The organism is Dietzia massiliensis (assembly GCF_018390595.1).
In the GTDB taxonomy this organism is placed as follows: Bacteria; Actinomycetota; Actinomycetes; order Mycobacteriales; family Mycobacteriaceae; genus Dietzia; species Dietzia massiliensis.
In genome coordinates, this window is record NZ_JAHBAV010000004.1 from 58,411 (window position 1) to 76,430 (window position 18,020).

At 72.1% G+C, this 18,020-nt stretch carries 18 protein-coding genes and 1 pseudogene; 8 read left to right on the top strand and 11 right to left on the bottom strand.

The annotated features are described in order from the left end of the window. Positions 1-34: 34 nt before the first annotated feature. Positions 35-1,171 (top strand): hypothetical protein, encoded by a 1,137-nt coding sequence (locus KHA85_RS02090; RefSeq protein ID WP_213184621.1) that lies wholly within the window; start codon positions 35-37, stop codon positions 1,169-1,171. A gap of 116 nt (positions 1,172-1,287) precedes the next feature. Here KHA85_RS02090 and KHA85_RS02095 read toward each other — a convergent pair whose 3' ends face one another. Continuing rightward, a complete protein-coding gene (locus KHA85_RS02095; RefSeq protein ID WP_213184622.1) occupies positions 1,288-2,172 on the bottom strand; it encodes an oxidoreductase in 885 nt (294 codons plus the stop codon). A 103-nt stretch (positions 2,173-2,275) separates the two neighbouring features. Beyond that, the gene (locus KHA85_RS02100) at positions 2,276-3,148 is read right to left on the bottom strand and encodes a MerR family transcriptional regulator (protein ID WP_236885032.1); all 873 of its coding nucleotides are present in this window, start codon (positions 3,146-3,148) and stop codon (positions 2,276-2,278) included. 129 nt (positions 3,149-3,277) lie between these two features. On the opposite strand from KHA85_RS02100, the gene KHA85_RS02105 reads away from it, so the two are divergent. Further along, positions 3,278-4,843 carry a succinic semialdehyde dehydrogenase gene (locus tag KHA85_RS02105; protein WP_213184623.1) on the top strand — a complete coding sequence of 522 codons (1,566 nt, stop codon included), beginning with the start codon at positions 3,278-3,280 and terminating at the stop codon, positions 4,841-4,843. Between the two features lie 436 nt (positions 4,844-5,279). Here the strand turns inward: KHA85_RS02105 and KHA85_RS02110 are convergent, their stop codons facing one another. After that, positions 5,280-6,041: a copper resistance CopC family protein gene (locus KHA85_RS02110; protein ID WP_213184624.1), complete on the bottom strand. Its 762-nt coding sequence runs from the start codon at positions 6,039-6,041 to the stop codon at positions 5,280-5,282. Continuing rightward, a complete protein-coding gene (locus KHA85_RS02115) occupies positions 6,038-6,880 on the bottom strand; it encodes a DUF6474 family protein (RefSeq protein ID WP_213184625.1) in 843 nt (280 codons plus the stop codon). The genes KHA85_RS02110 and KHA85_RS02115 overlap by 4 nt, the downstream gene beginning before the upstream one ends. A 112-nt stretch (positions 6,881-6,992) precedes the next feature. Between KHA85_RS02115 and KHA85_RS02120 the strand changes: the two genes are divergently transcribed. The 3 genes from KHA85_RS02120 to KHA85_RS02130 all read left to right on the top strand — a co-directional run bounded on the left by KHA85_RS02120 (position 6,993) and on the right by KHA85_RS02130 (position 10,471). Then, positions 6,993-8,690 carry a TM0106 family RecB-like putative nuclease gene (locus KHA85_RS02120; protein ID WP_213184626.1) on the top strand — a complete coding sequence of 566 codons (1,698 nt, stop codon included), beginning with the start codon at positions 6,993-6,995 and terminating at the stop codon, positions 8,688-8,690. Positions 8,691-8,829: 139 nt separating this feature from the next. After that, positions 8,830-9,381 (top strand): hypothetical protein, encoded by a 552-nt coding sequence (locus tag KHA85_RS02125; protein ID WP_070720789.1) that lies wholly within the window; start codon positions 8,830-8,832, stop codon positions 9,379-9,381. A 358-nt stretch (positions 9,382-9,739) separates the two neighbouring features. Next, positions 9,740-10,471, top strand: a complete 732-nt coding sequence (locus KHA85_RS02130; RefSeq protein WP_131885724.1) for a hypothetical protein — start codon at positions 9,740-9,742, stop codon at positions 10,469-10,471. A gap of 108 nt (positions 10,472-10,579) precedes the next feature. On the opposite strand, the gene KHA85_RS02135 is transcribed toward KHA85_RS02130, so the two are convergent. From KHA85_RS02135 to KHA85_RS02145, 4 genes and pseudogenes are all read right to left on the bottom strand, one after another. Then, positions 10,580-11,347, bottom strand: coding sequence for an SDR family NAD(P)-dependent oxidoreductase (locus KHA85_RS02135; protein WP_213184627.1), 768 nt, complete (start codon positions 11,345-11,347; stop codon positions 10,580-10,582). A gap of 61 nt (positions 11,348-11,408) precedes the next feature. Next, complete coding sequence (locus tag KHA85_RS17795) at positions 11,409-11,930, bottom strand: neutral/alkaline non-lysosomal ceramidase C-terminal domain-containing protein (protein WP_308936833.1); 522 nt, start codon at positions 11,928-11,930, stop codon at positions 11,409-11,411. After that, a pseudogene (locus KHA85_RS02140) lies at positions 11,907-13,436 on the bottom strand (neutral/alkaline non-lysosomal ceramidase N-terminal domain-containing protein); the annotation flags it as partial. The pseudogene KHA85_RS02140 and the gene KHA85_RS17795, both read right to left, overlap by 24 nt. A 295-nt stretch (positions 13,437-13,731) precedes the next feature. Beyond that, positions 13,732-14,334, bottom strand: coding sequence for a superoxide dismutase (locus KHA85_RS02145; RefSeq protein ID WP_007629669.1), 603 nt, complete (start codon positions 14,332-14,334; stop codon positions 13,732-13,734). Between the two features lie 160 nt (positions 14,335-14,494). On the opposite strand from KHA85_RS02145, the gene KHA85_RS02150 reads away from it, so the two are divergent. Further along, positions 14,495-14,950, top strand: a complete 456-nt coding sequence (locus tag KHA85_RS02150) for an NUDIX hydrolase (protein WP_308936832.1) — start codon at positions 14,495-14,497, stop codon at positions 14,948-14,950. A gap of 39 nt (positions 14,951-14,989) precedes the next feature. Here KHA85_RS02150 and KHA85_RS02155 read toward each other — a convergent pair whose 3' ends face one another. Then, positions 14,990-15,163: a hypothetical protein gene (locus KHA85_RS02155; RefSeq protein WP_175285265.1), complete on the bottom strand. Its 174-nt coding sequence runs from the start codon at positions 15,161-15,163 to the stop codon at positions 14,990-14,992. Positions 15,164-15,266: 103 nt separating this feature from the next. On the opposite strand from KHA85_RS02155, the gene msrA reads away from it, so the two are divergent. After that, positions 15,267-15,944 carry a peptide-methionine (S)-S-oxide reductase MsrA gene (gene msrA, locus KHA85_RS02160; RefSeq protein WP_043567392.1) on the top strand — a complete coding sequence of 226 codons (678 nt, stop codon included), beginning with the start codon at positions 15,267-15,269 and terminating at the stop codon, positions 15,942-15,944. A gap of 315 nt (positions 15,945-16,259) precedes the next feature. On the opposite strand, the gene KHA85_RS02165 is transcribed toward msrA, so the two are convergent. Both KHA85_RS02165 and KHA85_RS02170 read right to left on the bottom strand, forming a co-directional pair. Next, a complete protein-coding gene (locus tag KHA85_RS02165; protein ID WP_063972317.1) occupies positions 16,260-16,463 on the bottom strand; it encodes a cold-shock protein in 204 nt (67 codons plus the stop codon). Positions 16,464-16,698: 235 nt separating this feature from the next. Then, positions 16,699-17,070, bottom strand: a complete 372-nt coding sequence (locus KHA85_RS02170; RefSeq protein WP_236885033.1) for a DUF488 domain-containing protein — start codon at positions 17,068-17,070, stop codon at positions 16,699-16,701. A 105-nt stretch (positions 17,071-17,175) separates the two neighbouring features. Here KHA85_RS02170 and KHA85_RS02175 point away from each other — a divergent pair, with 105 nt between their 5' ends. Beyond that, positions 17,176-18,018: a DUF4328 domain-containing protein gene (locus KHA85_RS02175; protein WP_236885034.1), complete on the top strand. Its 843-nt coding sequence runs from the start codon at positions 17,176-17,178 to the stop codon at positions 18,016-18,018. Positions 18,019-18,020: the final 2 nt, after the last annotated feature.

Consider the following 18,020-nt stretch of genomic DNA (forward strand, 5'->3'; position numbering starts at 1 on the left):
GCCCGGCCCGGCATGTGACGAGAGGCCTGTCGTGATGCCCCAGACCAGTGGTCCCGGAGCCCGGACCAGGCGCCTCGGCGCCGCTGTCACCGCCACCGTGCTGGCGGCCGTCGCCGTGCCCGCCGTGGCGCAGGCCCAGGACGGACCGGCACCGGGGACCGGGACCGGGACCGGGACCGGCTCGACGGTGCCCGAGACGGGCGTGTCGAGCGTCGACCAGCTGATCGGTCAGCTGCCGGAGGAGATCGTCCTCGGTGGCGGCGGTCTGGGCTCGGAGGCACTGCGCGACTCGGGAAGCGCCCCGGTGGTCGACGGTGCGCAGTCGGTCGGGCAGGTCGTGGGGTCGGTGGCGCCGCTCGAGGCCGTGGGCGTGGCGGGCGGGTCCGCGGCGGCGTCGGTGGCGTCGTCGGGCAGCCTGCCGGGGTCGGTGTACGCCAACCCCACCGGGTCGCTCGGGTCGGGCACCATCGGGCTGGGCTCGGTCGCGGTCCCCGAGTACATCCTCCCCGTCCTGAGCCTGCAGTTCGCCGGGGGTTACTTCGCCGCGCTCGAGGAGCGGCAGACAGCGGGCGAGCTCTACCCGCACGAGCTGGACTTCTGGCACGGCCTCGTCGAGGGCTCGGCCGAGGGCGGCGCGCTGCTCACCGACGCGGCGGCCGCGGCGGGCACGGAACTGCCCGGCGGGCTCGCGGGGAGCATCGAGGCCGTGCAGATCGCGGCGCTGCAGGATCCGTACGAGGACAACGAGCGTCGCCGCGCCGAGGCCCAGGCCGCCGCGGAAGCCGAGGCCGCCGGCGAGGACGCCGACGCGACCGGGAACGCCGAGGCCGCGACGCAGGACGGCGAGGGCGCGGGCGGTGCCGCGGAGGGTCAGCCGGGTGCCACGACCGAGGGCGACGACGACGAGGTCGACGCCAACCCGGCCGGCGCGGGCGGGCCCGCCGGTGACGCGCGGGTCGGGACCGGCGACGGGGCGCGGACCCTCGATGCCGCAGACGCTCCTGCCACCGATCACGCCGCGGCGGGGAACGCCGTCACCGGCCCGGCCGGGCAGTCGGCGCCCGCCGCGTTGGCGGTGACCGGCGTGCAGACGGTCACCGTGGCCGCCCTGGCCGCCGGGGCCGTCCTGCTGGGCACGCTCCTGCTGGTCGTGTCCCGCCGGCGGGCGTAGGACGCCCCTCGTCGTCGTCGCCCCGGTCGGGTCCCGCGCGGCGGAGCACGGTACCCCGGACGGTCCCCGCGCGGTGGCGCCCGGCGCTCCGGACGAGCCCCGCGCGCCGGCGTTCGTCAGGCGGCGATCATCTGCGCGCACCGCTCCCACAGGGCGGCCGCGACGTCCGGGTCGTGCGAGGCGCGCGTGGACTGCACGGTCGTCGGGTACCCGGTGAGCTCACCGGGGCCGTCGGGGCCGATGTACGCGCCGCCCGGCACGGACTCCACCGTCGCCGCGTACAGCTGCGGCAGCGCACCCCGCTCGGCGGGCTGCACCAGGTACGGGATCTTCTCCACGCCCTTCATGAGCAGGTCCTGCACGCGGCTGCCGCTGCGGTACTGCAGGTTGGTCGCCGAGTACCCCGGGTGCGCGGCCACCGACTTGAGCGACGACCCCGCCACCTCGAGCCGGCGTTGCTGCTCGTACGCCAGCATGACGCAGGCCAGCTTGGAGGCGGCGTACGCCGTCATCGGCGCGTAGCGACGGCGGGTCCAGTCCAGGTCGTCCGGGTCGACCGAACCGAAGCGGTGCATGATCGAGCCCAGCCACACGACCCGGTCGGTGAGCGCCGGCGCGAGCAGCTCGGTGAGCGCGAAGTGGCCCAGCACGTTGACGCCGAACTGCATCTCGTGGCCCTGCGCGGTGCGCGACCGCGGGATGTTCATCAGGCCGGCGTTGTTAATGAGTACGTCCGGCGCCCGGCCACCCAGGACCTCGCCCGCGGCCCGCACGGAGCCGAGGTCGGCCAGGTTCAGCTCGACGACCTCGGCGCGCTCCGGATGCGCGAGCTCCGCGCGGGCGGCCTCGGCGCGGGTGGTGTCGCGGCAGGCCATGAGGACCCGGGCGCCCGCCTCGGTCAGCGCCCGGGTCGACTGCAGGCCGAGGCCGGAGTTCGCCCCGGTGATGACGAAGGTCCGGCCGGTCTGGTCGGGGATGTCAGCGGTGGTCCATCGGCTCATGCGGGCCAGGGTACGGCCGCCCCCGCGTGGCGGGGGCGGCTCACCGCGCGGCTCACCGCGCGTGGCGGCGGTTTTCCAACCGCTCACCGCGCGCGGCGGCGGCTCAGTCCCACGTCGCGGTGTCGGGGTCGACGCCGTGGGCGCGGGCATCGGCCTCGACCGCCGCGACGATCCAGTCGGTCAGCCCCGGCTCGATCGCCTCGTAGGTCTGTGCGAACCGCTCGTCCTGCCGGTACATGCGGGCCAGCAGCACCTGCATCGACCGAGAGCAGTCGTAGAACTGCGAGATCGACGCCCGGTGGCGCTCGACCAGCGTGGCCGCCTCCGCCGAGCCGGGATCCACCCCGGCGCGCATCGCGGCGGCCAGGTCGGCGTTCAGCGCGTCCGTCTCGGCCTTGACCCGCTTCCACTCCTCCTTGTCCATCTTCGCCGTGCGCTGCTGCGACTGCTCCCACTGCGGGGTGTCGCCCCAGCGCTCGGCGGCCTCATCCTGCCAATTCGGGTCCCAGTCGGTGCCGAAGATCTCGGCCCGGTCCTCCGGGGTCAGGGGTGCGTTCACGTCCATCGCCTCCTTCAGGCGGTCCACTGCGGAGACCATCTCCTGCAGGTGGGAGATGCGCTCGACGAGCAGCCGACGCTGGCGGCTCAGGTGCGCACGCTCGTCGACCTCGGGGTCGTCGAGCAGTGCGCCGATCTCCGCGAGCGGGAAACCCAGCTCCCGATAGACCAGCACGCGGTGGAGCCGCGCGATGTCGTCGTCGTCATACACGCGGTAGTCCGACCACGTCCGCCCGCTCGCCCGCGCCAGCCCGATCCGGTCCCAGTGGTGCAGGGTCCGCACGCTCACGCCGACCAACGCGGCGGCCGCGCCCACGGTGAGCCCGGCCGACCCGCGAGTCCCGTCCGGTGCGGGCTGCTCGTCTGGCGTGCGCGTGCCGTCTGGCGTGCGCGTGCCGTCACCTTCGTGCGTCGTCATCGATCCAGCATCTCTCACACCGACGAGCGTGGGGCCTGACGCCGCGTCAGGGTCAAGCCTCGGGTGCGTGGATTGACAAAAAACGCCGGGGTGTACAGCGGTGCGTACTCGCCGGTAACCTTGGAGGGCATGAGCCGACCTGCGCCCCGCGTGTACGACCGCCTCCGCGACCTCGTCGCGATCCCCGAGTTCCGCGCCGACCCGTCGAGCCGCCCGTCGTCGACCATCAACGAGGTCTTCACCGGCGAGCCTCTCGCGGAGATCCCCGCCGGCACCGCCGACGACGTGGTCGCCGCGGTGGAGCGGGCCCGCGCCGCCCAGGTGGCGTGGGCTGACCGTGACGTCGCCGACCGCGTCGCCGTGATCACCCGGTTCGCCAAGGAGGTCATGCGCAACCGGGCCGAACTCATGGACATCGTCCAGGCCGAGACCGGCAAGAGCCGTTCGTCGGCGCAGGAGGAGGTCCTCGACTGCCTCATCACCGCCCGCCACTACGCCCGTACCGCTCCCGGCCTGCTCGCGCCCAAGCGGGTCCAGGGCATGCTGCCCGGATTGACCAAGGCCGTGGTCCGCCGCCAGCCCAAGGGCGTCGTCGGCGTGATCGCGCCGTGGAACTACCCGCTCAACCTCGCCGCCACCGACGCGCTCGCCGCGCTGATCGCCGGCAACGCCGTCGTCATCAAGCCGGCGTCGATCACCCCGTTCTGCGCGCTCGCGGCGGCCGACATGTTCTACCGCGCCGGCCTGCCGCGCGAGCTGTTCCAGGTGGTCCCCGGTTCGGGCGGGACCGTCGGCGGCGCGATCGTCGACAACGTGGACTACCTCATGTTCACCGGTTCCACCGCCACCGGCCGCACCCTCGGCAGCCAGTGCGGCGAGCGACTGATCGGGTTCTCGGCCGAACTCGGCGGCAAGAACGCCATGATCGTCACCGCGGGCGCCGACCTCGACCGCGTCGCCGAGGTCGCCACGCGCGCCTTCTTCTCCAACTCCGGCCAGCTGTGCATCTCGGTCGAGCGCCTCTACGTGGAGAAGCCCGTGGCGGCGCAGTTGACGGAGAAGCTCACCGCGCGCGTCAAGGCCATGAGCGTCGGCCCGGGGTACGATTTCGAGGCCGAAATGGGCAGCCTGATCTCGCAGGACCAGCTGGACACCGTGAGCGCACACGTCGACGACGCCGTGGCCAAGGGCGCTCGAGTCCTGGCCGGCGGGCGGGCCCGGCCCGACCTGGGGCCGCTGTTCTACGAGCCCACCCTGCTGGCGGACGTGCCCGAGGACGCGACCTGCTACGGCGATGAGACCTTCGGCCCGGTGGTGTCGATCTACCCGGTCGACTCCGTCGAGGAGGCGATCGCCGAGGCCAACAAGACCGAGTACGGGCTCAACTCCTCTGTGTTCGCCGCCACGGACGCGGAGGGCGAGGCGATCGCGGCGCGCCTGCGGACGGGTACCGTCAACGTCGGCGAGGGGTACGTCGCGGGCTGGGGTTCGGTCGCCGGGCCGATGGGAGGCATGGGCGCTTCCGGCGTCGGCCGCCGGCACGGTGACGAGGGCCTGCTCAAGTACACCGAGGCCCAGACGATCGCCACTCAGCGTGTGATGCACATGGGCGGGCCGTCGTTCCTGCCGCGTAAGCGGTGGCAGCAGGTGCTCGTGCCCGCGACCAACGCGATGCGGTTCCTTCCCGGACGGTAGCCCGGGACGCGGGGCGGCGCTGGCCGGGCGTGCGGGTTGCCAGACGTGCGGCCTGCTGGCGGGCCCGAGCTTCCGGCGGGGCCTTCGCGACCGCTGCCCGGCGGGCCCGCGCATCCGCCCGCCCGGCGGCCCAGCGCTTCTGACCGCCCGATCGCAGCCGCTCCTCACGATGGCGTCTCGCCTGCCCCGAAGTGTGGGCGAGACGCCATCGTGAGGAGCGGCTGTGTGTGTCGCGTACATCTGGAGGAGCGAGACGCCAAGGAGGCGTGCGGCTGGCCGGGATCTCGCGGGAGCGGGACGCCATCTGCGGGAGCGAGACGCCAGGCTCGGGAGCGAGACGCCAGGGAGGCGTGCGGCTGGCCGGGGGCGGGCCGAGGTCCGGAGCGCGCGCCGGCCCGTTGCCCCGGGTCAGTCAGTCAGTCAGTCAGCCGGTCAGTCAGCTGCCGCTGCCGCCACCCCGGCGCAGCAGCACGAACGCCCCGCCGATGAGCAGGACGGCCAGGCCGCCGACCACCCAGATCACGGGATTGACCCCGGAGCTCTCGCCGGAGGTCTCGTCGGCGACGTCGGCCTCGGTCGCATCGGCGTCCGCGGCTTCGCCACCGGCGTCGGCAGCCGTGGCCCCGCCGGCAGCGGAACCCTCAGCCCCGGCACCGCCCTCGCCGCCGGCTGCACCGCCCTCACCACCGGCCTCGCCAGCACCGGCGCCACCCTCGGCACCGGCCACAGTGAAGACCGAGGACCCGCTCACGACGTGCCCGTCGGCCGAGGTGACGCGATAGCCGACGGTGTAGGCGCCGGGCGCGAGGTCGTCGACGCGGGCGGTGACGGTCTCGCCGTCGACCATCGGTTCGCCGGTCACGCGGTTCGTCCGGTCATCCCCGGCGGTCACGGCGACGGAGGCGAAGTTCTGGTTGACCTCCTCGTTGAACGTCAACACGATCTGCTCGGGCGCCGCGTCGAGCTGCGAGCCGTCCTCCGGGTCGACGGAGATCAGCACGGAGTGCGCGGTCGCGACGGGCGCGAGCAGCACCGCGGGGGCGGTCGCGCCGCCGAACAGGGCGGCCGCCATCGCGACCGAACCCAGGCGCCGACGCAGCGGTGAGCGCCCGACCGCCGCCGAACGCCCGACCGCCGCCGAACGCCCGGCCCCCGCCGGACGCCCGGACCGCGCGGAACCGATGTCCAGCTGGGTCACGCCTTGACCCCCAGGCGGGCCAGTACGTCCTTGTTCACGCGGTCGAGTTCCCCGGAGATCGAGGAGTGGATCTCGCGCCGCTGGGCGGTGGGCGTGGTCTCGGCGGTCTCGACGGCCGTGCGCAGGTCGGTCAGGCGTGTGCGGGTGGAGGCGACGAAGTCCTTGACCTCCCGCTCGCCACCGCGGCTGGTCTCGAGCTGGTCGAGGGTGCGCTCGAGGCGGACGATCCGCGCACCCAGGGCGGCACCGGGGCCGGTGGCGTTGATGCCGGCGGCCTTGAGGTCGACCCCGCCGGCCTCGGCGGTCTTATCGGAGCTCTGCGCGTTGGACACGACCTTGTAGACCAGCGGCAGCAGGACCGGGGTGGCGACCTGGGCTATGTTCAGCCAGCGCTGGACGTCGTCCTTGTTGAGCTTGGTGCCCTTGAGCTTGTCGAGCTCCATCTCGGCCAGCTGGTACTCGTGCTTGCGGCCGGCGGCGTCGATCTTCTCGGCGAGCTTCCGGTCCTTGGCCAGGATCTTGGCCTCGCGCTTGATGGTCTTGCGCTCCTCCTTGGCGTGGACCTTCTCGGCCTTCCGGTCCCGCTTGGCGGCCTTGCGGTCGAGCTTGTTCTGCTTCTCGGCGCGCTTCTCCTCCCGCTTGGCCTTGCGGTCGGCGTTCTTGCCCTCGAGCTTGGCGCGCTTCTTGGCCTCCGCCAGCTCCACGCGGTGGGCCTCCCTGGCCTGCTTGCGGGTCTCCTTGGCCGCGAGCTTGGCCTCGGTCATGGCGGTGGACTTGAGCGCCGCGGCATGGGCCCGGAGTCCGGCACGCTTGTCGCGGTAGGTCGTCAGCTTGCCCATGGGCGTCGATCCTTCTCTCGTCGCGAACATTCAGGTCACCAGCCTAGGCGAATTGCCGGGCACTGAGGACCGGACCGTCGTGCGCTGCACGGCTGGGTCATGATGGACGGCGATGGAGGACGCCGAGCGCACCACGGGCCGGGTCCCCGACGCGGCGGTGGTGGGACCGGCGTCGGGGGCCAGATGTCTGCACCGCGTGGCCCGGGAGCGCGACGCCCGGCCGGGCTGGTGGCGGAACGCGCCGCTCGACGAGGGCGTCCGGCTTCGGGCCATGGCGGCGGCGGATCGGCGCGCGGGGCTGAGGGAGCGCGCGCTGGCGGGCGCGCGTCCCGACGCCGCGGTGGTGGACGTGGTGGGGGACCACTGGACGGATCTGCCGGGGGACGTACCGGGTGACGACGACGAGGAGGTGACCCTCCGGGCGTTGGCCGACGGGGCGACTCTGGTGTGGGGCGCCGCCCTTCCCGCCGATAAGGGCAGTGGCCGGGCGGGCCTGAGGTGCACGGTGGCGGCCGTGCCCGGCGGTGGGTACGCGCCGGTGTTGGTGGTCAACCACAAGGTGGTCGACCCGCGGCGGGGGAAGGGGTCGTCGACGGCGACGGTGACCCGGCTGCTCGACTGGGCGCCGGCGCCCGATCCGACCCTGCGGGTGCGGCGCCATCCGGCGGACCTCGACCGGCTCGTCCACGCCTGGCGTCTGCTCGAGGCCGCGGGGCACGCGGCGTCGAGTCCGGTGGGTGCGGTGCTCGGGCTGGGCTCGGCGAGGGCGGTCGTGCACGACCTCGAGCCCGTGCTCGACCCGGCCGACCGCACCCACGCCACGCGACTGGCGGTGGTGCGCGGTGAGCTGGACACCGCCCCCAGCCGGATCGGCGAATGCCGCACCTGCCCGTGGTGGGAGGGGTGGGACGACCGGGACGGGCCCGTCGAGGGGTGTCGCGACCGGCTGGTCCTGTCCGATGACGTCAGCCTCGTCGTCGGCGGCGGACAGGTTGGATCGCTGAGGGCCCGGGGGATCCGGACGGTGGCGGAGTTGGCGGAGGCCGGACCGGACCGGCCCACGGACTGGAACGGCGAGCCGTTCTCGGACGCGGTCCTGCGGGCGAGGGCACACCGCGACGGTGAGGTGGTGGTTCCCAAGGTGGCGCGGCCGAGCATTCCGCGTGCGGATATCGAGGTGGACGTCGACCTGGAGAGTCACCTCGACGACGGCGCCTATCTGTGGGGGACCCTGCTCACGCTGAGGGACGGGCGGCCCCTGGAGGCCGAGGGCTACAGGCCGTTCGCCACCTGGGCCCGGTTGCCGGATCCGGACGAGGGGCGGTCGTTCGCGGAGTTCTGGCGTTGGCTCACCGGCATCCGCGACAGGGCGGCAGGTCAGGGCCGGTCGTTCCGGGCCTACTGCTATTCACGGTCCGCGGAGAACGGGTGGATGCTCTCGTCGGCCGGCAGGTTCGGGCCGGAGGGCACCCTCGCCGTCGTCAAGGGGGTTCCCTCCGTCGCCGAGGTCCGGCGCTTCATCTCCTCCCCGCTCTGGGTGGACGTCCACGAGGCGGTCACCACCCAGTTCGTCTCCACCTCGGGCCTCGGGCTGAAGGTGGTCGCCCCGGCCGCCGGGTTCACCTGGCGCGATCCCGAGGCGGGCGGTGAGGCCTCGCTCGGGTGGTACCGCGACGCACAGGCGGCGCGGGGCGTCGAACGGGACGCCGGCCGCGACCGCATCCTCGCCTACAACGAGGACGACGTCCGGGCCACTCGCGCTGTGCGGGAGTGGATCTCCCGCTCGAGCTCGGGCGGCCACCAGCTCTGAACGTATGTCTACTTCGGCGTTGGACCCCTCATGCGCGGGCATTCCGCGGTGGCCGCGCAGTGTGTTCTCGACGGAATGATTAGAATTGTTAAATATCGCCGGAGTGCCGGCGCATCCCTTCCGAAAGGAACACTGACCCATGACGAGTCACATCCGCGCCGCTGCAGCCCTCGCCGTCTCTGCTCTCGCCCTGACCGGCGGAGTGGGTCTGGCACACGCTCAGTCCTCCGCCCTCGGCTCGGCCGAGGAGGGGACGGGGGAGGTCGGCCCCGGATCGATCGACACCTCGGGCTCCGCATTGCTCGGCGAGCCGACCTTCGGCAGCCTCGCCCCGGTAGTGTCGCAGGGCGTGGGCTCGGTCAACGCGGCAGCGGGTTCCGACGCCGTGAGTCCCGCGCCGGGTACCGGCTCCGTGGACACCACCGGTTCCCTCCTCGGCGAGCCCACCTCAGGCTCCCTGGTGCCGGCCGTGGCGTCGGTCGGTGACGCACTGGGCTCCGATGGGGGTCCGGCAATCGTCATCGGCTCCGATGGCGGTACGGATTCGCTTGGTGGATCCGGTTCGCTCGGGCCGGTGCTGCTGGTCGGCGGCTCCGCCGCTGTCATCGGGGCGGGAATCTACTTCGCGCCGCAGATCGAGCAGGCTCTGACGGACGCGGGAATCGTGCTGCCGCCGCTGCCTCAGTTCTGATCCTCCGGGGCCTCCTCCGCCCCGTACTGTTTCCGCTCTCGAGGCCCGCTCCCGACGCCGGGGGTGGGCCTCGAGGCATCGGCGGTGGTGTAATCACGGGAAGAAGCGTGACCGGACCAGCCCGGACGAGGCCAGAATCGCAGGCCGAGAATAGTTCTCGGGCCAGATTATAACTAAGAATTAACTAAGTTTTCTCCGTTGACGTCCTGAGTGCACCGAAGTGCACCGATAGAGTGCGGGTAGGGCGGTCGAAGCGGTTTCTCCATAACACTGTTTTGACGCCGTCAAACCCGGCCCGGGGTGGTTCGGCCACGAGCCTCCGCGCCTGGGAACCTTTTCCACACGAGGAGACGAAGAAATGACGTTCACGACCCGCAAGGTGGCCGCCGTCGCTGCCGCCACCGCTCTGGCCATCTCGGGCGCCACCGGCGTCGCCAACGCGCAGAGCGAGGGCAGCCTGGACGCCGGCAGCCTGACCGGCGGCTCAGGCGAGCTGAGCTCCGGCAGCGAGGGCTCCGGCGACTCGGCCGGCAACGGTTCGGTCCCGGAGGACCTGGGCTCGCTTATCCTGGACGGCGATGCCACCGGCAACGGCTCCCTCGATACCGAGGGTTCCCTGATCGGCGAGCCGACCACCGGCTCGCTCTCGGGCTCCTTGTCCGAGGCGATCGCCTCCTCCGGCGTCAACTCGCTCAGCCCGGCACCCGGCACGGGCTCCATCACCACCACTGATTCGCTTCTGGGGGAGCCTACCACCGGTTCGCTGGCCCCGATCTACGCTCCTATCGCGGGCTCGCTCGGCATCGGCGAGGGAGCCACCACCGTTCTCGGTTCGATGGAGGGATCCCTCGGTGCCGGCTCGCTCCCCGGCGGCACTGGCTCGCTCGTTCCCGCCACCCTGGGGCTGGGTTCCGTCGCCGCCATCGGTGCGGGCATCTACTTCGCGCCGGAGATCCACGCCGCGCTCACCGCCGCCGGCATCGCCCTCCCGCCGCTGCCGCCGCTGCCGTGGGCCCCGGCCCAGGGTGCCGCTCCGGCCCCGGCTCCGGCCCCGGCTCCGGGCCCCGCCATCGACAACGGTCGCGGCTGACACCGGCTCGAACAGCACCGAGGCCCGCCCCGATCAGGGGGGCGGGCCTCGGTCGTTCCCGACGTCGGGCCCGGATACCGAGGTCCGGGCCCGCGTCCGGGCGAGCTGCTAGCGCGGAGCCATCCGGAGGGCACCGTCCATGCGGAAGCTCTCGCCATTCAGGTAGTCCTGCTCGACGATCGCGTTCGCCAGCTGCGCGTAGTCCGACGGGCGGCCGAGGCGCGACGGGAACGGGATCGCGGCCTCGAGGGACTTCTGGAACTCCTCGGTCAGGCCCTTGAGCATCGGGGTCTCGATGGTGCCCGGGGCGATGGTGTTGACCCGGATGCCGAACTGCGCGAGATCGCGGGCGGCGCAGATGCCCATCGAGTAGACGCCACCCTTGGAGGCGGCGTAGGCGATCTGCCCGACCTGGCCCTCGTACGCGGCGACGGATGCGGTGTTGATGATGACGCCGCGCTGGCCGTCCTCGTCGACGGTGTCCTGGGTGGACATGGCCTCGGCGGCCAGCCGCAGCACGTTGAAGGTGCCCACGAGGTTCACGGAGATGCAGGTCTCGAACAGGTCGAGCGCGTGGACGCCCTTCTTGGAGACGATGCGGGCGGCCGGCGCGATGCCGGCGCAGTTGACCACGACGCGCAGCGGCGCGGCCTCGGTGGCGCGGGCGATGGCGGCCTTGACGTCGTCCTCGCTGGTCACGTCGGCGGCGATGAGGGTGATGCCCTCGTCGATACCCTGCTCGACGGCCTTGTCGATGGACTGCTGGAGGTCGAGGCCGAACACGACGGCGCCCTTCTCGGCGAAGGAACGCGCGGTGGCGTTACCCAGGCCGGAGGCGGCACCGGTGACGATGACGGAAGCACCCTTGATGTCCACGGGTGTTGTCCTTTCACTTGGGACTGCAACGAATGTCGGTTCCAGTGTCCCAGACCACGCCTCAGCGGACCGCGAAGCCCCGGCTCTGCCCCCGAACCGGGAACAGGCGGCCGTCGAACCCGCGGCCCGACGCGGTGTACACGACCCGGTACTCCCCGGCCGGGGTGCGCGGCGGGATGTCCCACGTGATGACTGCGTTGGTCACGGTGAGCAGCCCCTCGAACACGATCATCGTGGACCAGTCGCCGTCGTCGTGGACCCGAACCCAGCGCCGGCCGTCGCGGCGTTCGATCGTCAGGTAGGTGTCGCCACGGCGCAGATCCGAGTTGGGGTGGGTGCCGCAGAACCTCACCAGGACGCGCTGCCCGACCCGGTACTCCGGCAGTGGCTGGTCCAGGACGTCGCCGAAGTTCCGCAGGGGGGCCGGGGTGTCGACGAGCGGGTTACCGAGCGGGGAGACGGGGATCTGTCCGGTGAGGTCCCGCTCGGAGGTTCCGGGATCCAGCGGCGTCCCCGCCCGAATCGAGCGGGCCAGGTCGGCGGCGATCTGCTGGATCGCCGGCAGGGTCCACGGGCCGAAGATCGTCGCGCCGCCCTCGTAGTTCTGGGCCGAGTACTCCTCGGGCGTGGTCACGTAGTGGCCGTACGCGTTGGAGTAGCCCTAGACGGTCACGTGGTCCTCCGCCACGCTCAGTTCGACCGCGAGCGTGCGCCGCAGCCGCAGACCCGCCACCACGGTGGGCTCGAACCCGAGGGTGAACAGGTAGTGCGTGCCGAGGCGGACCAGGTGGAACGGGTACACGCGCTGCACGGCGTTCGGCACGAGCCCCACCGGGAGGAGGACGTCCTTGGGCGCGTGGGCCTCGCGCAGCCACCCGGGGATCACCACGTCGGTGAGGGCTTTGACCGCGGGGTTGCCGCCGCGGTCGCCCTCGGCGAACGGCAGCTCGTCCCCGCCGCCGCCGTCCTCCTGGCTCCCCGAGGCGAACGATGCTCCCAGTGCCGCGACGGCGGTGCGGTGGGTGCGCCCGTCGCCGGTGAACTGAGGGCCCACCTCGACGGCGGACATGTCGACCCACACGTGTCGCACGTCGATCCCGCCGCCGAGGGGGCGTACTTCCCTGCCCACCTGGTCGCGGGCGGCCGCGAACTGTCGTTCGCCGTTGATGCGGGTGTTGAGCCACTCGTCGGGCGTCGGCCCGCGGCCGGGTTCGAGGTCCAGGTTGGGGCTGACGTCTCCGGGGTTGGTCTGCGCGAAGGCGGTGACCAGGTGCGGCGTCACGCCGGCGAGGTAGTCCTGGCCCGCGACCTCCCGCTCCCAGTGCCAGGCGGCGTACCCCTTGTTGTCCGACGAGGCGATGCGGTTGTGCGAGGTCATGGACGTGGCGTGTGTGGCGAACCAGTTGAGGACGCCCACCAGCCGGCCGCCGCGGGTGATCTGCAGCGACTGTGACCGCGGGTCGATCCCCTCGGGGAAGTGGGCGCGCTCCTCAGGGGTGTCGCGCTCGAACGAGCAGCGGGAACGCTGGACGCCGGCGTCGCGGAGGGTGCCGGTGGTCACGCCGACCTCCGAGGGTGCGAGGTCGTGATGCGCCATCCGGACGGCGTCGACGATGCCGGCGACGTTGGCCTCGAACGTGACCGGGCGGAAGCCGAGCATCGACAGGTCGACCATCGGGTGGCCGGAGGTACCGCCCGGGGCGACGTGGGTGTGCGTGGCGGTGATGACCACGTTGCCCTCGTGGTAGGTGCCGCCGAACTCCGCCGCCAGGCGCCGGAGGACCTCCTGGTGGATGGACTGGAAGATCAGGCCGATCTCGGCGGTGACGTGGAGGAACCGGGGCGACGACGGCGAGTCGGCGAACACGAAGGCGCGGGCCCTCTGCCGCAGGTGCAGTCCGACGGAGAGCTGCTCGGTGTCCGCGTACCCGTCTATGCCCGCGCCCAGCGGCTCTCCGGTCATGTCCCCGATGCCGCGGCCGACGTACAGGGCCGTGGACTGCGCTGAGGCGACGGCGGGCAGGGCCGACTGCAGGGCCGCGATCCCGCTGAGGGCGGCGGCTCCGCTCAGAACGGTGCGGCGACTCATGGCGGTCGGAGTGCCGGTCTGGGAGTGGTCGACCTGTCGCTCGCCGTTGGACACCGAAGGGACCTCACTTCTCGCGCGGGTGAGCCGCTGCGGCGGGCGCCGGGGCGGTTGCGTGAGTCACAGCAACGTCTCGGACGACCGTCCGGGGGCGGTCCCTGGGCCGGGACGGTTCCACGTCGCGGGGCCCGACCTGCCCCGCGGTCGCGGACCCCGCCCGGACAGCATGCGGCCCGGGCGGGGTGATCCCCACCCGGGCCGCTGTCAGCTCAGGAGAGCCGTGAAGGGTCCGATTCCGTCAGCCCTTGGCGGCGGCGTAGCGCTCGGCCACGTCCTTCCAGTTGACGACGTTCCAGAAGGCCTTGACGTAGTCGGCCTTGACGTTCTTGTACTGGAGGTAGAAGGCGTGCTCCCACATGTCCAGCATGAGCAGCGGGGTGATGTTCACCGAGATGTTGCCCTGCTGGTCGGTGAGCTGCTGGATGACCATGCGCTGGCCGATGTGGTCCCAGCCGAGGACGGACCAGCCGGAGCCCTGCAGGGTGGTCGCGACGGCGTTGAAGTGCGCCTGGAACTTGTCGAACGAGCCGAACTCGGCGTCGATCGCGGCGGCGAGCTCACCCTCGGGGCGGTCGCCACCCTCCGGCGAGAGGTTCTTCCAGAAGATGGAGTGGTTCGTGTGGCCACCGAGGTGGAAGGCCAGGTTCTTGCTCAGCAGCGGGGCCTTGCCGGAGATGCTGCCGTCCTCGCGGGCCGCGGCGAGCTGCTCGAGGGCGTCGTTGGCGCCCTTCACGTAGGTGGCGTGGTGCTTGGAGTGGTGCAGCTCCATGATCTCGCCGGAGATGTGCGGCTCGAGAGCGCCGTAGTCGTAGTCGAGATCGGGAAGAACGTACTCGGCCATAGTGGAGTGTCCTTTCAGTTGGGTGACGGGCAGCGCGCGGGGTCGACCCGTGGCGCCTGTCACGGCGTCCGTCTCCACCATAGTGATCTGCGGGCGAGCGCGTCGTCCGGCGCCGCGGTGGGCTCGCGGGCGGCCGCGGTGTCCTGCCATGATCAGAACCGTGGATCACTCCGATACGGCGGCCGTGCGCACCATCTCGGTCTCGGCCGTCATCCTGAGTCGGCCCGACGGCGCCGTGGTGACGGTGCGCAAGGTCGGCACGGACCGCTTCATGCTGCCGGGAGGCAAGTGGGAGACGGGGGAGTCGCCGCGCGAGTGCGCGGTGCGTGAGATCGACGAGGAGTTGGGCGTAGTCCTGACGCCCGACGCGTTGGAGCCGCTCGGCCGCTTCGACACGGCCACCGCCAACGAGCCCGGGTTCCTGCTGGTCTCGGAGGTCTTCGCCGCCGGTGTGGACGGCGATCCCGAGCCGCGGGCCGAGATCGCCGAGGCACGGTGGGTGACGGTGGACGAACTGAGGGAGATCGCGGCCCTGCCCGAGGACGACTGCGCGCCGTGGGCGCCGCTGCTGGTGCGGGTCGCGCGCGAGCGCCTCGGGGACCCGTGGGCGAGCTGACCTCGCCGCGTGTCGAGGCCCCGACCGCGCGCTGGCCGGTCAGAGAACGAGCAGGGCGATGAGCACGACCAGAAGGATGACGGCGAGCGCGACGGGCACCGCGAGATTGCGGCGGCGGACGTGATCGCTACAGCCGGTCCCCTCGAACGGCTGCGGCTGATCGGCGTCGAAGATGGCGCGAAGTCGTTGGACTGCAGGCTGTGTGGCGGTCACGTCCGGATCCCCTCGGTCGTACTGGCGACCACTGTAACGCGGACTATGGGATCGGTCACATCACGTCCGGATCTCGATCCCGCGACGCGGTTACCCTGGCTACATGGGCTGGCTACAGGACGCGATCAGACAATCCGCGATGCGACGGGCGACCGAGGTCGTCGACGCCGACTCGGCGTTGCCGGGCCGGGCGGAACCGGTGGCCGTGGCGCCGAAGAACATCGTCACGGGCAATCCCATGGTGCCGCCGTTCCCGGAGGGGCACGAGTCGATCGTGCTGGGCATGGGCTGCTTCTGGGGTGCGGAGAAGGTGCTCTGGCAGCTCGACGGTGTCTGGACCACGGCTGCCGTCTACGCCGGCGGGTGGACACCGAACCCGACCTACGAAGAGACGTGCACGGGATTGACCGGCCACACCGAGGCGGTTCTCGTGGTCTTCGATCCCGCGGTGCTCCCGGTGGAGAAGCTGCTCGCGGAGTTCTTCGAGTGGCATGACCCCACTCAGGGGATGCGTCAGGGCAACGACATGGGCACCCAGTATCGCTCGGCGATCTACACGACCACGCCGGAGCAGCTGGAGGCGGCGCGCCGCATCGCCGAGGGCTATCAGAAGGAGCTCGACGCCGCGGGCTACGGGCCGCTGACCACGGAGATCGGGATGCTCGACGAGGTCCGCTCCGGGAAGTACGCGTACGCCGAGGACTATCACCAGCAGTACCTGGTCAAGAATCCCGGTGGCTACGACTGCCACGTGCGCAGCGGGGTCGCCTGCCCCATCTGACCGCGGCCGTCGCGGCTCCGGCCTCCGCGGACGCCGCGACCCACGACCTCCGCAGGCGTCGCGGTCTTCGCAGCCGTAGCCCCGAACGCAGCCGCCCCTCGCGATGGCGTCTCGCCCGCTCTTCGGTGCGCGCGAGACGCCATCGCCGGGAGCGGCTGTGCGCGGGCCGCGGAGGCGAGACGCCAGGCAGAAGAGCGAGACGCCATCGCCGGGAGCGGCTGTGCGCGGGCCCGGACATGCGAGAGGGCCCCGCAGGATTTCTCCTACGGGGCCCTCTCGTGCAGTCTGAGAACGTCAGATCAGTCTGACCTCAGATCACAGCGGGGTGATGTTCTCCGCCTGCAGGCCCTTGGCGCCCTGCGCGACGTCGAAGGAGACCTGCTGGTTCTCCTCGAGCGAGCGGTAGCCCGAGCCGTTGATGGCGGAGAAGTGGGCGAAGACGTCGGCCGAGCCGTCGTCGGGGGCGATGAAGCCGAAGCCCTTGTCAGCGTTGAACCACTTCACGGTACCGGTAGCCATATTGATGCCTTTCGAGAGTCGGTGCTCCGCTTGTCGGAGTACCGGGTGCTGCAGCAGAGAGCGTGCTGTGTGTTTCCCTGCGGTGCCGCACTGCCCTCTCGCAAGGGCGGTGGATCTACAGAAATACAACGAACGATTTCAACTACTGAGAAAGACCATACACACGACGGCACGGTCCGTCACCCCCTCTGTGATGACGGATACATGAACGGCGAGTGGCGCAGATCCGGACCGCTCAGTGAGAAGCGTCGAGGATGACGTCCGCCAGGACCGCTGCGTGATTGTGCTCGGTGTCCCGCGACGCATACGCGAGCACCAGCTCCCCGTCGGCCGCCCGGGCCGCGAGGCGCTCCACCTCCGCGGCCGCGGAGGGACGGGACAGTTCGGCGCGATACCGCTCGGCGAAGCCGTCGAAGTCCAGCTCTCCGCCGTGGAACTCGCGCCGCAACTCGGGCGACGGCGCCACGTCGGTACACCACTCGTCGTGGCGGAACGCGTCCTTTCGCACGCCCCGCGGCCACAGCCGGTCCACGAGCACCACGTACGCGTCCCCGGGATCGGCGCGGCCGGAGACGAGATCGTGGACGCGCACACAGCTCACGGACATGACCCCAGCATGTGCCACACCGCGCGCCCGCGCCATCCGCGGACGCGGGACCGGGCCACCTGCACCGCGCGCCCGCGCCACCCGGGCTGTGCCAGCATGGTCGCCATGACCACACCGCGGCGGCAGGGGCAGTGGCGCTGGGTCGCGCACCCGCCGTGGCGGTCGCCAGTACCGACCCCGCGACCGCCCCTGCCGCGCTACCGCACCGGACCCGCGTGGGGCCCGCGGACACCCGCCTATCCGGCCACCCCGAGGTGGGGCCTGCCCCCGGTCGCGATCCCGCACCGACTCGAGCCGCCCGCCGCGCCCCGGCCGGCCCGCCTCGCCTCGGCCGCCCCCGGCATCATGCGCGCCGCCGGCGCCTGGTTCGCCGCGACCGCCGTCGCCCACGGCCTGCGCTACGCCGCACTCGCCTGGTACGCCGACCGGCTCGCGCCGTGGTGGATCGAGGCCGTCACCACGGCGCTGGTCTGGGTGACCGGGATCGTCGCCATCGCCGTGGGCGTCGCCGCCGCGATCACCGCGACCGCCTGGCTCGTGGAGACCCGCCGCCTGGCCTACGCGCCTGTCCCGGACCCCCGGTCACGGGCGGGCCTGTGGGCGGGGGCGCTCCTCGTCGTCGTCAACTTCTTCCGCCTACCCGTCTACCTGGAGGAACTGCGCCGGGCGTCGGACCGTGCCCCCTCCCGATCCGACCTGAGGCGCTGGTGGGCGGCGTGGGGCGTCAACGCCCTGGCCGCCGCCCTGGCGCTGTGGCGCGGCAGCGGCGAGGGCTCCCAGGCCGCCGCCGACACCGTCCTGCTCACCGCCCTGGCCGCCCTCGCCGCCGTGTGGACCGCCCGCGAGACCCGGTCCGTCATGGGGAGTTTCACCGACCCTTCCCCACGGTTCACCCGCAGGTTCCTCCCGGCGGGGATCGTGGAGGCGTCCGCCACCCGGAAGGAGTGAGA

Coding starts and splice junctions, on each gene's coding strand:
- KHA85_RS02090 (WP_213184621.1), top strand. CDS start 35: ATGCCCCAGACCAGTGGTCCCGGAGCCCGGACCAGGCGCCTCGGCGCC.
- KHA85_RS02095 (WP_213184622.1), bottom strand. CDS start 2,172: ATGAGCCGATGGACCACCGCTGACATCCCCGACCAGACCGGCCGGACC.
- KHA85_RS02100 (WP_236885032.1), bottom strand. CDS start 3,148: ATGACGACGCACGAAGGTGACGGCACGCGCACGCCAGACGGCACGCGC.
- KHA85_RS02105 (WP_213184623.1), top strand. CDS start 3,278: ATGAGCCGACCTGCGCCCCGCGTGTACGACCGCCTCCGCGACCTCGTC.
- KHA85_RS02115 (WP_213184625.1), bottom strand. CDS start 6,880: ATGGGCAAGCTGACGACCTACCGCGACAAGCGTGCCGGACTCCGGGCC.
- KHA85_RS02120 (WP_213184626.1), top strand. CDS start 6,993: ATGGAGGACGCCGAGCGCACCACGGGCCGGGTCCCCGACGCGGCGGTG.
- KHA85_RS02125 (WP_070720789.1), top strand. CDS start 8,830: ATGACGAGTCACATCCGCGCCGCTGCAGCCCTCGCCGTCTCTGCTCTC.
- KHA85_RS02130 (WP_131885724.1), top strand. CDS start 9,740: ATGACGTTCACGACCCGCAAGGTGGCCGCCGTCGCTGCCGCCACCGCT.
- KHA85_RS02145 (WP_007629669.1), bottom strand. CDS start 14,334: ATGGCCGAGTACGTTCTTCCCGATCTCGACTACGACTACGGCGCTCTC.
- msrA (WP_043567392.1), top strand. CDS start 15,267: ATGGGCTGGCTACAGGACGCGATCAGACAATCCGCGATGCGACGGGCG.
- KHA85_RS02165 (WP_063972317.1), bottom strand. CDS start 16,463: ATGGCTACCGGTACCGTGAAGTGGTTCAACGCTGACAAGGGCTTCGGC.
- KHA85_RS02170 (WP_236885033.1), bottom strand. CDS start 17,070: ATGTCCGTGAGCTGTGTGCGCGTCCACGATCTCGTCTCCGGCCGCGCC.
- KHA85_RS02175 (WP_236885034.1), top strand. CDS start 17,176: ATGACCACACCGCGGCGGCAGGGGCAGTGGCGCTGGGTCGCGCACCCG.